Origin of the sequence: Methylomonas sp. (assembly GCF_023228165.1) — a bacterium.
Lineage (GTDB): Bacteria > Pseudomonadota > Gammaproteobacteria > Methylococcales > Methylomonadaceae > Methylomonas.
Genome location: NZ_JALOBS010000018.1, coordinates 97,945 through 111,886, shown reverse-complemented (window position 1 = coordinate 111,886; position 13,942 = coordinate 97,945). Strand labels below are relative to the sequence as shown.

The window sequence follows — 13,942 nt, the reverse complement described above, 5'->3', positions numbered from 1 at the left end:
ATAAGGGGGCGGTGACGATGAACACTACCAGTAACACTAACATCACGTCTACTAAGGGCGTGACGTTGATGTCGCTGATTTCGCCGCCTTCATCTTCACTGGGAAATTGCATTGCCATGATTAGGCCTCCTGAGGTTGATGGGCGGATTGGTTCAAGTCGTTTTCGATGCAGCTGCGCAAAAAATCGGTGGCGATGTGTTCCAGGCTGGCCAGCACTTGGCGATTCTGGCGCAGGAAGAAGTTGTAGGCAATCACCGCCGGAATCGCCACGGCAATCCCCAAGGCAGTGGCGATCAAGGCTTCACCGATGGGACCTGCCACCACTTCCAGACTGGCGGTGCCTTGCGCGCCAATATCTTTTAAGGCGTGCATGATGCCCCACACGGTGCCGAATAAGCCAATAAACGGCGAGGTGCTGCCGATACTGGCGAGCCAACCCAGGCCTGAGTCTAGTAAGGCTTTTTCTTTCTGGATTTGTTGACGTAGTGCGCGTTCGATCAGTTCATGCCAGGCGGCGTGCTGGGTTTGGCGATCATGCGGCAGGCTTTGCGCACGGGCGTAAGTTTGACGACCGACCATTAACACCCGTCCGGCCTGAACTGCCAAAGGGTTTTTAGGATGGTTGTCGATGGCATCCAGGGTTTCCAAGGACACGGCACCACTCAAGCGTTGCAGCAGATTGTGGTTACGGTAACGGTGCCAGGCAATTTCACCGGCTTTGAGTAAAATTACGCTCCAGGTTAGTAATGAAAAGCAACCCAGCATACAGAGGGTGCCGTCGACGATGGCGGTTTCGGAAAAGCTAAAAATGTGGTCCATAAAGTTCTCGTTATTGTTTTATTTTTTTAAAAATCTTGGCTTGGCCAAACATCCTTGCAGCACCTGGATCATCCTTAATCCAGGTCATTCAACATCCGTGTTGGCCGACCCAGGTAGGCGGGTCTGGCTACGACCCTGTTGGGGAGATTTATCAATCCAATGCCGTTAAGTTAAGGCCGGTCATTCCTTCTCCCTCCGGGAGAAGGTTAGGATGAGGGGAATTCAAAATGCCATTTTTTGCCAATCAACTCTCCTCACCCCAACCCTCTCCATCAGGAGAGGGTGCTTAACTCAACGGCATTGTTTATCAATCCAGCTCAAACACAATCGGTACCGTCACCCAACTGGCTTCTGCGCTATCGCCGCGTTTGGCAGGGACAAAGCGCCATTGCTTGACGGCGGCCAATGCGGATTCATCCAGGGTGTCATGACCGCTGGAGCGCTGAATCGTCACTTGCAAGGCTTTACCATCCGCCCCGACATACACTCGCAGCAACACCGTGCCTTGCCAATGCCGTTGCCGTGCCGTTAGCGGATATTCGGGCTTGGGGTTGTTCAAATAGGCCGCATTACTGTCCGCCGGCACATAAGTGTCGTTACGCGGCGCGGCCAGCGCATTGTGATTTAACGCCTGTGGCGAGGCAGCGGTTGGCGGAGCCGCTGCAACCGGTTCCGGTTCCGGTTCCACGGTTTTGCGCTCCTCAACCTGCTTAACCAAACGTTCCGACGGCTTCGGCTTAGGCTTCGGCTTAGGCTTAGGCTTAGGTTTGACTTTGGGCTTATCCAGCTTGGGAGGTGCTATGGGTTTTGGCGGTTGCGGCGGTGCAATCGGTTGATTCACTACGGGCGACGGCGGTGCCGACAACTCCATGGAGATCATCGGCAACGGTGCGGCCGCCGAAAACGGCAGTGGTGCCGGTCGGGAGGTGCATGTATCAACGGAAATTTACCCAACAGACTGAATATTTGACTGTCGGCTGACCGGCGGTTGCGAACATCGAGAACTGTGAATAGTCAATGTCTTGTCTGCATCGAAGCCTACCCGTCAATACCAGCCGGTACGAACGACCGGCAAGCCGTTTAATATTTACGCGTCCGACACGCGCTGAATTTCCCTGCGCAGCCAATGCATCAATACTTCGACGACATAGTTTTGTTCTTCGGCGCTCAACATTCTCCCTTGCGCTATGCCGTGCCATTTTTGCAGGCAGCCCCGGCAACAGCAGGCCGTGGAGTGTTGCGCCACAAACACCGGATGGCCTCGATAAGGGGTTTGTTTGCCGTCGTTCGGAATCAGCGCCGGCGCCAGGCGTTTGCCGACGAAATCCCGGGCATGCTCGCATATGGTCGGCAGGCCTTTGGCTTGCAAATATTGCAAATCCTTGGCCTGCAGCCGAAATTTGCCGCGAAAAGCCGACTTGGCCAGCCTGGCAAACAGTTGCTCTAACTCTCTCATGACGCTATCGGCTTAAGGCTTGAATACCTCGTGAAACAATTCCTGCATGGCGGCCCAGGACTGGCTATCCGCTTCGGCATTATAGGCAACCGGCAAATCGTTGGCTTTACCCAACCGATCGGCATCCGGATTGGTGAAGCTATGTATAGCGCCCGGATAGTTGACGAACCGGTAATCGGCACCGGCTTGCGCCATTTCCTGTTTAAAGGCACTGATACTTTCGGGGGTAATAAAGGTATCCGCCGCCCCATTCAATACCAAAATCCTGGCTTTCACCTTGCCCGACTGGGCTGGTGTTTCGCTGACCAAATTGCCGTGAAAACTGACTACTGCTGCCAGATCGACACCCTGACGGGCCATATTCAATACCGTCGATCCACCGAAACAGTAGCCGATGGCGGCGATTTTTCCGGCATCCACCTGAGGCTGGCTAACCAGCAAGGCTCTGGCGGCCTCGAAGCGCTGCCGGGCCAACCCGGCCTGCCCGGTCACGGCCTTCATGAAAGCCGCCGCGTCCTTGCCGTGTTCGCTGTGTTTGCCGCCGCCGTACATATCCACCGCCAGCGCGGTATAACCCAGTTCCGCCAGCATGCGGGCCCGTTTGCGGGCGTAATCGTTCAAACCCCACCATTCATGTACTACCAACACGCCGGGTTGTATATCGCCCTTGGCATCGTCCCAGACCAGATAACCTTTCAACACGGTGCCGCCGGCCCGGTAATCAATATTTTCTTCATGCAAGGCGGCGTGCAAATACGGGGTAAACAACAATGCACACAACCACACTAAATACTTCATTAGCTTCTCCAAATAGATTAAAACCGCTCGCTATTGATAGCTGTGTTTCAGCTTAATTTCAAGATTTGCTTCTCGCAAATAGCCCGGCATATATAAGCGCAACATCAACAGGCATTTTATCGCAGACATTATGACCGGAATATTGACAACGGCGGCAGAGAAGTAGCAAGCCCTATGACCTTAACCTATCGACAATGCCCGCAGCAACCGCTGCTAACCTGCCGTTTTGCCTGATCGGCTTACACTCTATTCGGTTACGCTATCGCTTGCGACAATTATATTTTTGCACCAATACGGTGCGCACACATTGGTTTTGCACACTGCTTTGCGGCGGTTAATGGAAAATAGAGGCGGCAATGGCGGGATGTCATGGTAAAAAATACCAGCACAACCATCAAACATTCCGTTAATTTTCCGCTTTAAAAAATGGCAAGCTTTAATCCGACTAGTCTCGCTGAAACTCCTCGGACGACAGGCCGCGCCCCTTGGGTAATCCCGAAGCGTGGACACTTAGTCTGCCGGACATTCCCGCCAGAGGGGTTACCATAATTGCTAAAGTACTATCGGTAATTAACCTATAGGGGGAATGAATATTGCTTAAAAGCAACTATATTAATAAGGAATTTTGCTTGATGATACATTTGCACCCGATGATCTTTATAACCGACAGTAACCCGACGCCCCCCGATTCGTTCCACCCAAAATCGTGCAATCGTCCGTCGAAAATCCAAAAAATAAGCCTATGAGCAGCCCGCATACCGCCGCAAAATTGTTGATATTCACCGATTTGGACGGCTGCTTGCTCAACCATCACGATTACGGTTTTGCGCCGGCTGCCGCCTTGCTGCATCAACTGGAACGCCTGCATATCCCCGTTATTCCGAATTCGAGCAAAACAGCAGCCGAGCTGCATCATCTGCGCAAGAATTTAGATAACAGCCACCCTTTTATTATCGAAAACGGCGCGGCGGTGTTTATTCCTATCGGTTACTTCCCGGAACAACCCGAAGGCTGCGACCGCATCGGCGATTTCTGGGTCAAGACCTTCTCCCTTCCGCGCCGGCATTGGCTGGAATTGCTCGAACGCAGTTCTTTTGGAACAGATAAGTTTCAAAACTTCGCTAATGCCACCCTGGCGGATATCGTGAAATTGACCGATCTGACGGCCGACGCCGCAGCCAGGGCCGCCCAGCGTCACTACGGAGAACCGCTGGCATGGCGCGGCACGGATGCGGAGCGGGCGCAATTTATTGCGGAACTGCGGCAGTTAGGGGCTAAAGTAATGGAGGGCGGCCGTTTCATTCATGTATCGGGCGATTGCGACAAGGGTAAAGCCATGAGTTGGCTAGCCGAACAGTACCAACTAACCTTCCAGACGCCGGTGATGACCATCGCCGCCGGCGACGGCCAAAACGATATCGCCATGCTGGAGTCCGCCGATATCGCCGTATTGATTCCCTCCCCCAACCATGCCTTACCCGTGCTAGAAAAACAGCGACAGGTCTACACCGCCACGCGGCAGGGCCCTACCGGATGGGCCGAAAGCGTGTCGACGATACTGACGAATTTAAACCTCCAATAAAGCGAGCACTGTTATGGCAGACTTTTATCAAAACGGCATTATCACTACCCTGCATAATTTGACGGAACGGCATCTGGCCGATCTGGAAGCCGATCTGGTACGCTTCAGCAGGCAACGGCCGTTGGGTTTGTTACTGCCTTCTCTGTATTCCGAGCTGGAAGGCGACGCCCTGCCTAAAATTATCGCCAACCTGAAAACAGTACCTTATTTATCGGAAATCGTCATCGGCCTGGACCGTGCCGATCTAGGCCAATACCAAAGCGCCCTGGCATTTTTCAATGAGTTGCCGCAACATCATCGGGTACTGTGGAACGACGGCCCAAGATTGATGGCCTTGGATGCCGAATTAAAGGCCCTGGATTTAGCGCCCAAGGAGATGGGTAAGGGCCGCAATGTCTGGTATTGCATGGGCTATATTCTGGCTTCCGGTAAGGCCGAGTCCATCGCCTTGCACGATTGCGATATCGTCACTTACACCAGCGAATTATTGGCCCGTTTGATTTACCCGGTCGCCAATCCCTTGTTCAACTATGAATTCTGCAAAGGTTATTACGCCCGCATCAATAACGGCAAACTTAAAGGCCGCGTCAATCGCTTGCTGGTCACCCCGCTGATTCGCGCCTTAAAAAAGGTCTTGGGCGACAACGACTATCTGGATTACATGGACAGTTACCGCTATGCCTTGGCCGGCGAATTTTCCTTTAGACGAGATGTGTTAAGCGATATTCGCATTCCCAGCGACTGGGGCCTGGAAATCGGCGTGTTATCGGAGATGCACCGCAATTACGCGCACAACCGGCTCTGCCAAGTAGATATTGCCCGGGTTTACGATCATAAACACCAGGATATGTCGCTGGACGACCAGCAGACCGGTTTGTCGAAAATGTCGATCGACATTTGCAAGGCGTTGTTCCGCAAACTGGCTACCCAAGGCCAAGTGTTCACCCCCGAAATGTTTCGTACCATCAAAGCCACCTACTACAGGATTGCCTTGGATTTCGTGGAAACCTATCGCAACGATGCCATTATGAACGGGCTTTACGTCGACATACACGAAGAAGAAGTCGCCGTGGAAATGTTTACCAAAAACATCATGGATGCCGGCGACTTCTTTCTCGGTCAACCGATGGAAATTCCGTTTATTCCCAGCTGGAATCGTGTGCAAAGCGCCATACCCGACATTTTGGAACGCTTATATCAAGCGGTCGAAGAGGACTATCAAGAGTTTTCGGTTGAGGATCAATAATCATGAAACCAACGACAGAACAACAGGCGTCATTAAGCCAAAAAATCCTGCATCATCTTGAGTCGATTTATGAGTCCGTCTCCCCGCAGCCGGATTTGATAACGGTTGCCGAGCATATCCTGCGAATTATGCGCTTAGACCAGCATTATGAAGACGCGAAGCCTGCTTATAGTCCTTGGTCGGCAGAGGATATTGCGGTTATTACTTATGGCGATTCGCTGCTCGCCGATGATGAAATACCGCTGAATACCCTGCATCGATTTTTAAACGACTATCTGCACGGCACCATCAACACCGTGCATATCCTGCCGTTTTTTCCGTATTGTTCCGACGATGGCTTTGCCGTTATCGATTACTATCAAGTTAATCAAACCTTGGGCGAGTGGTCGCAAATTCAATCGATTGCCGGCGACTATCGGCTGATGGCCGACTTAGTCATCAATCATTGCTCCACCAGCAGTCTTTGGTTTCAAAATTTTATCAACGGCAGGGGCTATGGCCACGACTATTTTTTCACGGCCTCGCCCCATGCCAATGTGTCCGAGGTGGTTAGGCCGCGTGTCACGCCGCTTTTAAAAGAAACCGAAACAGTCAGCGGCACGCAATACGTGTGGTGCACCTTTAGCCACCAGCAAGCCGATCTGGACTTCAGCAATGTCGCTGTACTGAAAGAATTCGTGCAAATCGTTCGCCACTATCTGGATCATGGCATTCGTGTTTTTCGCTTGGATGCCGTGGCTTTTTTATGGAAAAAAATAGGCACTAATTGCCTTAATTTGCCGGAAACTCACGAAGTGGTCAGGCTGATTCGTACACTGATAGAACATAGCTGCGCGGATGCGGTGCTGATCACCGAAACCAACCTGCCGAACCGGGAAAACCTAAGCTATTTCGGTAACGGCAATGAAGCCCACAGTATTTACAACTTTTCCTTACCGCCGCTGTTGCTGAACACCTTGGTCACCGGCAACTGCCGTTACCTGAAACAATGGCTGATGAGCATGCCGCCGGCCCAAAACGGCACCTGCTATTTCAATTTTATCGCCTCGCACGACGGCATAGGCCTGCGCCCGGCGGAAGGTTTGCTGACGGAAGCGGAAATCGCCTCGTTGATCAGCACCATGCAGCAATTCGGCGGACAGGTATCCTGGCGCAGCGGCGATAACGGCACCAAGCGGCCTTATGAAATCAATATCGCCTTGTTCGATGCCCTGCAAGGCACCGTCAAAGGTAAGGACGCATTCGGCATGGAGCGGTTTATCTGTGCGCACGCGATAATGCTGGCTCTGGAAGGCATACCGGCGTTTTATATCCACAGTCTGTTGGCCACCACGAATGATTACCAGCGCTACGAAAGTACCGGCCATAACCGCGCCATCAACCGCCATCAATGGGATTACCCTGCCCTGACCGCCGCATTGAGCGACGATCAAAGTCATCATCGGCAAGTATTCGAACGGCTCAAGGCCATTATCCGCATCAGGCAACAACAACCCGCCTTCCATCCCAACGCCACCCAGTTTACCTTGCATATCAGCGAGCAATTATTCGGTTTTTGGCGGCAAAGTATGGACAGGAGACAGAGTATTTTCTGTATTTACAACATTAGCGACCTGCCCCAGTGCTTGCTGCAGTCCAATCTGAATCTAATCGTCACCGACGGCTGGCGGGATCTGATCAGCGGGCAACAGTTCGACGATCCCCTCACCCAAAGAATCGACATCGCGCCTTATCAGACGGTTTGGATTACCAATCGATACGCGGCTGAGCAACCCGATTGAAATCGAGCTAAGTGCCGGACCGGCATTAAGTAATCAGCGGCTTTAGCGACTTCAAGGTTTGTTGCACGACACGCTCGACGCGTCTTGGCGAGATATGCTCCTGGTCGGCAATTTGCCGATAGCTTTGACCTTCGATCCGGCAACGCACAAACATGCGGCGATGTTGCGACGGCAATGCCAGCAGCAAGTGCTGGAATCGCTGCAACTTTTCGCAACCGGCCAGCACCACATCCGGTTGCGGCTGCAAACACAGGCAATCTTCGCTGAGTGCCTCGGCATCCTCCCATTGCGCCCAGCGATGTTGGCGACGCAAATGATCGAAAGCCAGATTGCCCGCCACCCGATACAAAAACGCCCTGGGGTTGAGGATCTCGTCACCCGGCTCAAGTTGAGCGATTCGCACATAAGTGTCCTGCAGCAAATCGGCGGCGGTTTCACGGCAATTGACCTTGCGATCCAAAAACTGCCGCAACTCCATTTGATGATGGATAAAGGCTGCGACAAGAGTGGTTTTTGTAGTGGTATTCATGATGACGAAGACAATTTAAACCCCTGCCGGTAATAACATTGGCCATCATTCAACGGCCCGTCAATTAAATACTTGAGCACACTTGTTGTTGAGCAAAGCGCTGAATTCATAGCCGACAAACGGCCTGTCAAACCGACGACGATCAAATATATCGTCATCGCCAAGCCGCTGTAACGGTGCGGCAAAACCCGGAACGGGCGAATTTTCATCATGACGCCCATGCTATATTTCCCAACATCCAAATCCCCATCACGGCAACCCATGCAATACCGACGACATTAAACCGAAGGCGGTCGTTATTTTTTTACCGTAAACCTTGCGGAAAGAAAACGGTGCTTATTGGTTGAACAAATTGATGCGCTCCGCGAATCCATCCGCATCGTTCGCAGCCGCCACCCGTTTCAAATCGATGCCATGGTAGTGATGCCCGATCATTTACACGCCATATTTACCCTGCCGCCTAATGACGCCGACTACCCGACCCGCTGGATGTTGATCAAAACCGGATTTTCCAGAAGCATCCCCAAAACCGAACGCATCAACGCCAGTCGTCACAGTAAAGGTGAGCGTGGCATTTACCCATAGGGCATAAGTGACAACGCCGATATTGGGAGCACACGCTGCAAGACGAAGATGATTTTCGCCATCACATCGACTACATCCATTACACCCCCGTCAAACACAGTTACGTCACTCGCCCAGCCGACTTACCCGAGGGCAGGCCGCATTCCAGCATTCATCGATACATCAAAGCCGGCAAATTGACATCCGATTGGGGCACCGCCTCCCCCGAAAACGATAAAAAATTTGGGGAGCGTAGGTTGGGGTCGACTGCATGGATGCAGGAGGTAGGGCAACGCCAGGAGTAATTGCCGAGACGGCACGAACCCCAACACGACAACCGTTCCGCCACCAACCAACCATAAAAGCGAGACAATGCGGCCAACAAAACAGCCAATGATAGTCAAAGGTCAAACCGGTCAAAAATGTTGGGGTTCGCGCCTCAACCCAACCTACGACCCTAACACGATTAATTAGCGGCATATTGTTTAGCTTGATGTTGATTTGCCGCCCGACGTTTTTGCAGCCAGCGTATTAACCCTGTTACAAACAGCACCGGACAGGCGAAACCAGTAACAAAAACCAAAAGTCGTCCCGTAATGCCAAAAGCCTGGCCAGAGTGGATATACCATTGCCATTGTAAAAAAATATCACCAGCCGAAGCGGATTCAGCGTCCTCTATATTCAATATTGCTCCTGAATATTGATCAACGACGACACAGCGCTCCTGAATCCAATGTTCTCTAAGACTATGGCTGTCACGATGGCAAATCTTGTATACTGCTTTAGGATTAACCGGAATAATCATCGTAAGTAATTGGCTATTTGGGTATCGGGCTTCAACGACCTCCAATACAGCGTCTGGCTGCAGGCTGTGCGCCGATTCGTTTGGTTCCGTTGAGGAAAATACGGCGTGCGAATCAGGTGTAAACAGCCGCACCACGCTCAAAACCTGTTCAGGCAGGTTTAGATAAGTGCCCGAAAACAATACCGCCAGTAAGACCAATGCGGTATACAAGCCGACTATTTTGTGCAGATCGAAATTAAAACGCGTACTGTTTGCTCCTAATCTAAAAGTCAGCGCCTTTCGCCACTGGCCGGTCAATGGCCACCAAAGGATTAAGCCGCTCAATACCGAGACTAGCAACACCGCGCATACCCAACCGATTACGGTTCTGGCGGTGTCCTTCATCAAGAATGCATAATGCAACTTAAACACGAATCCCATTAAAGCGTGTTTCAGTGGATTGTCTGCATCGTAAAACAATCTAACACCCAGGACTTTTGCCGAATAGGGATCGACAAAAACGTTGTAGATATTGGTTTCGCTTGGCGATTTACCCATGTCTCTGCCAAAAAACATTACCGCCGATTGTTCACCAACTCGCCGGAACTCTGCAATTCCGGGTTGCGTGCCGGTCGGATAGGCGCTTCGGGCTGCCTCGATTATTTCGGCTACCGGTCGATAGTGCTGCGGTTGCGACGGGGAATACTGTGTTAGGCGTAAGGCAGGATTCAACCAAGCATCCAACTCCTGCCAGAACACCAAGATACTGCCGGTGATACCGGCGATTGCCAGTATCAAACCCAGAGTCAATCCCAGCCAGAGATGGCATTGTAGCCAAAATCGGCGTCTGCGTTTTAGCCTGGCAAGGCTGCCTGGGTTACAGGAGAAATTCATCTATCACTACTCTCAATCAAAATAACGATCAACGAACGGGACCTGAGGGGATATGCAATACCTCAGCCCCGCAGCAAGGATAATCAGAAATTAAGCGTTACCCTGCCGAACACCGTTTGTGGTGCTCCTGAAAATACTGCGTTGGAAGTGAAATCCGATGCTGTGAAGTACTGCTTATCGAGTATATTTAACGCAAAAATCTCGGTCTTAATGTTTTTCCAGATATAGGAAGCCGATAGGTCAACTGTGGTATAGCTTGGCAATTTGTAACTGGGTTGAAAGTTTTCCCCGGGCCTATCTCCTACGAAATTCGCACCTGCACCGAATCCCAATCCTTTCAGGACACCTGTTTGAAATTCGTAATGTGTCCATAAGTTGGCCTGATGCTCAGCGACATTACGCATCCGATTTCCTAGCTGATTGACTGCTCCGCTTTTGGTTATACGAGCATCAGTAAAAGCATATCCTCCCTGCACATTCCATTCTTCGTTAATTTGCCAGTTCAATTCTGCTTCAACACCTCTCGAACGAGCTTCTCCCAATTGGGTCTGGTAGCCTGGGTGTTGAGTATCTGGCGTTAAAAAGTTACTACGGTAAATTTCGTAAAGCGCCACCGTACCATTTATGCCGTTGTCAGTATTGAGTTTAACGCCAATCTCTTTTTGGTCTGATTCAATTGGGCGGTATTGAGTTTGCGGATTAAAAGTCAATGCTCCGAACGAATCAAAATCGGTCCCTGTACCGTAACCAGCAAATAGAGAAATGCCATCTGTTAGCTTATAAGCCGAACCGATATTGAACATAGTGACATCGGTCTGAAGATCAGTTTTACCAAACCAATAATCCGTCGATCCGGAAATCTGTGTATGGCGCATGCCGCCGAGAAAATCCAGCTTATCCGTAATCGAAACCAAGTCCTGCAAGTAGAACGATCCGTTTTGCAAAACCCCGGTACCTTTTAATCCAGCAGCTGCCAAAGCTGGCTCTGTGTTCCAATATTGTGGATTGAATACATTTATCGCGGAAACGCTGGCATAATTTGTGAATTCAACCCCCCAGCGATGATCTTCATATTCCAGTCCACCCAAAAACTGATGATGTACGCCAAAAGTATCGAATTTTCCGGTTAATTCAAGTTGTGCTAGATACGTGCGATCTGCTTCGTGGAAACCATGCCGACCAGTACGATTGACCATGTAACCATTTCCCTGTACTGACGTTAAAAAAGTCTGATTCTGATAACCGTCTATACCATGATATTGGAGCCTCGGAGATATGGTCCAATTTGGGTTTATGTCGATATCCAACCATGCTTGCACGACGGGGGAATTATCCTCGAGCCTATCGGAATTGGGCTCACCCAAGTAGGTTTCTCGGGAAATTTTTCCGATACCGTTACTTACAACAGTGCCGATTGCTGGCAAGCCAGGGTTGGGCAGTGTCCGGCGGCTAATCCATTCGGTAACCAGATGGCCACGGATTGGTCCTCCATTGTCATACAGCAAGTTCAAGGCGAGATTTTCCCGCTCCATGTCTTGGTGATCGATAAAACTACCCGATCGCTCAATTTCACCAGTGAGTCGACCGCTTAATGCTCCATCAGATGTTAGCGGGCCTGTCACGTCAAAAGTGGTCATCCCCAGATCGTATTGCCCAAAGGTGCCACTGACCCAGCCTTCAAATTGCTTTTTGGGTTGCTTGGTTACAATGTTGACTACACCGCCAAGACCTCCTTGTCCATGCAAAGCACTACCAGGCCCCTTTAGAACCTCAAAACTTTGAACATTGCTCAGCGCCGACGAATCAACACTTTGTTGCAGGAGCCGACGAAATCCGTTGCGCTGAATAAATACAGGGAAACCTCGGATGGTCCAGTTCGGAAAGCGGCTAAAGCGAGACTGACCGACATTAGCGGATGGTACAGTTTTGAAAACTTGTCCAAAATCCAAAGCCGCTTGATCGTGGATGGTTTTTTCTGTCACCACCTGAATACTTTGCGGAATTTTCTCAAGTTTCACAGGTATACGGCTTCCAGCAGTAGACTTAGACAGTTGATAGACCTCAGATGGGTCTAATTCAGAGCTTGATATACCAGTAACCCTCACCGCCGCCAAAGTCGCCGTATCCGCTTGACTGCGATTCTCCACCACTTTCAACGTGACGGCATTGTCGCTGGTAAAGGTATGCACCAAGCCCGTGCCCGACAACAGCTTCCGGAAGCCTTCCTCCACGCTATATTCGCCGGTCAAGCCCTGGCTGCTTTTACCATCGGTCAGTCTGGCGTCAACCGATAACAGGATGCCCGCGCTGCCGGCAAATTGACTGAGTGCGTGACTCAATGAACCGCTGCTGATCTGATAATGGCGTTTAGTGCTTGCATCGGCGTTGTCTTCTGCCATGACCGAGGGTGCAACGGCCAAGGCCGAAGCCAACACCAAACCGTTAACGGTTTGTTGCCAGCAGGATGGCTGTTTGCCGAGAGTCCGGTTCTTTTTTCGCTTTGACATGGTGTTTTTCCTTTTAGTAAATGCGGTTCTCACTCCTATTGCCAATCGAAAACGAAAAAGGGGAACTCAAAATTGAAAAAAATTTTAAGTAATTTGTAACGCACTATTTATAAAAGAAAAATAATTCAAGTCTTTACTATTCTTTAGTGGCACTTATTAACTGACGGGACATAGCTTTGAATTGCGTGATGACGTTAGGCATCCATTATGCTAGTCTTTGTAGCATGAAGATCATTAATTGGAATGCGGAGAAAAATCAGCTTTTAATCAGCGAGCGCGGTATCTCGTTTGAGGATGTTTTGTTTGCAATACAGACTGGCGCGTTGCTGGACGATGGTTATCACCCCAATAGCGAAAGATATGCTCATCAACGGGTATTAGTGGTTGAGGTCGATGATTACGCCTATTTGGTGCCTTATGTAGAGACAAGCTCCGAGATTTTTCTGAAAACCATTATTCCCAGTCGTAAAGCAACCAAAAAATATTTAAGGGGTGACAAATGAATAAGCAACAGCTAGATCAAGACGAGCAAGCCTTGTTGGACGCGTTTGAAGCCGATGAGTTTGAATCGGATTTGACCGATGAGCGTAAGGCTTATTTGAGTGAAGCCGCGGAAACCGTGTTTAAAAAAGACAAGCGTATCAATATCAGAATTTCGTCCAGGGATTTGGCCGCATTGCAACGCCGCGCCCTGGAAGAGGGCTTGCCTTATCAGACACTGGTGGCCAGTGTATTACACAAATATGTTTCCGGTAGTTTGCGCGACTTGTCGACGACGAAATCACCTGGATGAAGCGGACTAAACAACCTTCATATTTTGTCCGCGGCTTGCGCACGACGCGAGGCAAAGTCGTTTTCAACGCGTACATTTGATGTGCCTACGCCTGCCTACGTAGAGACTCGGGCAGTTGCGCAAAAACTCATCATATTCCCTTGTTTGACGCTGGCGTTGAATAAACTCATGCTCCAGTTTCATTGTAAG

15 protein-coding genes are annotated in these 13,942 nt (G+C 50.5%); 6 read left to right on the top strand and 9 right to left on the bottom strand.

Going from position 1 to position 13,942, the window contains the following annotated elements; all coding sequences use genetic code 11:
* The 5 genes from M0R33_RS14675 to M0R33_RS14655 form a co-directional block, all read right to left on the bottom strand.
* The coding region (locus M0R33_RS14675; protein ID WP_292570688.1) for a biopolymer transporter ExbD at window positions 1-112 on the bottom strand (112 nt) is incomplete at its 3' end.
* Between the two features lie 8 nt (window positions 113-120).
* Window positions 121-819, bottom strand: coding sequence for a MotA/TolQ/ExbB proton channel family protein (locus M0R33_RS14670; protein WP_292570679.1), 699 nt, complete (start codon window positions 817-819; stop codon window positions 121-123).
* Window positions 820-1,126: 307 nt separating this feature from the next.
* Window positions 1,127-1,699: an energy transducer TonB gene (locus M0R33_RS14665; RefSeq protein WP_292570676.1), complete on the bottom strand. Its 573-nt coding sequence runs from the start codon at window positions 1,697-1,699 to the stop codon at window positions 1,127-1,129.
* A gap of 207 nt (window positions 1,700-1,906) precedes the next feature.
* On the bottom strand, window positions 1,907-2,275 hold the full coding sequence (locus M0R33_RS14660; protein WP_292570674.1) for a DUF4186 domain-containing protein: 369 nt from the start codon (window positions 2,273-2,275) through the stop codon (window positions 1,907-1,909).
* A 12-nt stretch (window positions 2,276-2,287) separates the two neighbouring features.
* Window positions 2,288-3,073 carry a dienelactone hydrolase family protein gene (locus tag M0R33_RS14655; RefSeq protein WP_292570671.1) on the bottom strand — a complete coding sequence of 262 codons (786 nt, stop codon included), beginning with the start codon at window positions 3,071-3,073 and terminating at the stop codon, window positions 2,288-2,290.
* 742 nt (window positions 3,074-3,815) lie between these two features.
* Here M0R33_RS14655 and M0R33_RS14650 point away from each other — a divergent pair.
* Genes M0R33_RS14650 through M0R33_RS14640 form a run of 3 tightly spaced genes read left to right on the top strand, consistent with a single transcriptional unit; the run spans window position 3,816 to window position 7,682 of the window.
* Window positions 3,816-4,655: an HAD-IIB family hydrolase gene (locus M0R33_RS14650; protein ID WP_292570668.1), complete on the top strand. Its 840-nt coding sequence runs from the start codon at window positions 3,816-3,818 to the stop codon at window positions 4,653-4,655.
* 13 nt (window positions 4,656-4,668) lie between these two features.
* On the top strand, window positions 4,669-5,901 hold the full coding sequence (locus M0R33_RS14645) for a glycosyl transferase (RefSeq protein WP_292570665.1): 1,233 nt from the start codon (window positions 4,669-4,671) through the stop codon (window positions 5,899-5,901).
* Between the two features lie 2 nt (window positions 5,902-5,903).
* On the top strand, window positions 5,904-7,682 hold the full coding sequence (locus tag M0R33_RS14640) for a sugar phosphorylase (protein WP_292570663.1): 1,779 nt from the start codon (window positions 5,904-5,906) through the stop codon (window positions 7,680-7,682).
* Window positions 7,683-7,707: 25 nt separating this feature from the next.
* On the opposite strand, the gene M0R33_RS14635 is transcribed toward M0R33_RS14640, so the two are convergent.
* Window positions 7,708-8,211 carry an RNA polymerase sigma factor gene (locus M0R33_RS14635; RefSeq protein WP_292570660.1) on the bottom strand — a complete coding sequence of 168 codons (504 nt, stop codon included), beginning with the start codon at window positions 8,209-8,211 and terminating at the stop codon, window positions 7,708-7,710.
* The gene (locus M0R33_RS14630) at window positions 8,208-8,423 is read right to left on the bottom strand and encodes a hypothetical protein (protein WP_292570656.1); all 216 of its coding nucleotides are present in this window, start codon (window positions 8,421-8,423) and stop codon (window positions 8,208-8,210) included. The genes M0R33_RS14635 and M0R33_RS14630 overlap by 4 nt, the downstream gene beginning before the upstream one ends.
* A gap of 127 nt (window positions 8,424-8,550) precedes the next feature.
* Here M0R33_RS14630 and M0R33_RS24435 point away from each other — a divergent pair, with 127 nt between their 5' ends.
* Window positions 8,551-8,796, top strand: coding sequence for a transposase (locus tag M0R33_RS24435; protein WP_366043940.1), 246 nt, complete (start codon window positions 8,551-8,553; stop codon window positions 8,794-8,796).
* A gap of 445 nt (window positions 8,797-9,241) precedes the next feature.
* On the opposite strand, the gene M0R33_RS14620 is transcribed toward M0R33_RS24435, so the two are convergent.
* Complete coding sequence (locus tag M0R33_RS14620) at window positions 9,242-10,453, bottom strand: PepSY-associated TM helix domain-containing protein (RefSeq protein WP_292570653.1); 1,212 nt, start codon at window positions 10,451-10,453, stop codon at window positions 9,242-9,244.
* A gap of 83 nt (window positions 10,454-10,536) precedes the next feature.
* Window positions 10,537-12,960: a TonB-dependent receptor gene (locus tag M0R33_RS14615; protein ID WP_292570650.1), complete on the bottom strand. Its 2,424-nt coding sequence runs from the start codon at window positions 12,958-12,960 to the stop codon at window positions 10,537-10,539.
* 224 nt (window positions 12,961-13,184) lie between these two features.
* On the opposite strand from M0R33_RS14615, the gene M0R33_RS14610 reads away from it, so the two are divergent.
* Together M0R33_RS14610 and M0R33_RS14605 are read left to right on the top strand one after the other, a co-directional pair.
* A complete protein-coding gene (locus M0R33_RS14610; RefSeq protein WP_292570648.1) occupies window positions 13,185-13,463 on the top strand; it encodes a BrnT family toxin in 279 nt (92 codons plus the stop codon).
* Window positions 13,460-13,753: a hypothetical protein gene (locus M0R33_RS14605; RefSeq protein ID WP_292570645.1), complete on the top strand. Its 294-nt coding sequence runs from the start codon at window positions 13,460-13,462 to the stop codon at window positions 13,751-13,753. The genes M0R33_RS14610 and M0R33_RS14605 overlap by 4 nt, the downstream gene beginning before the upstream one ends.
* Window positions 13,754-13,942 lie beyond the last annotated feature (189 nt).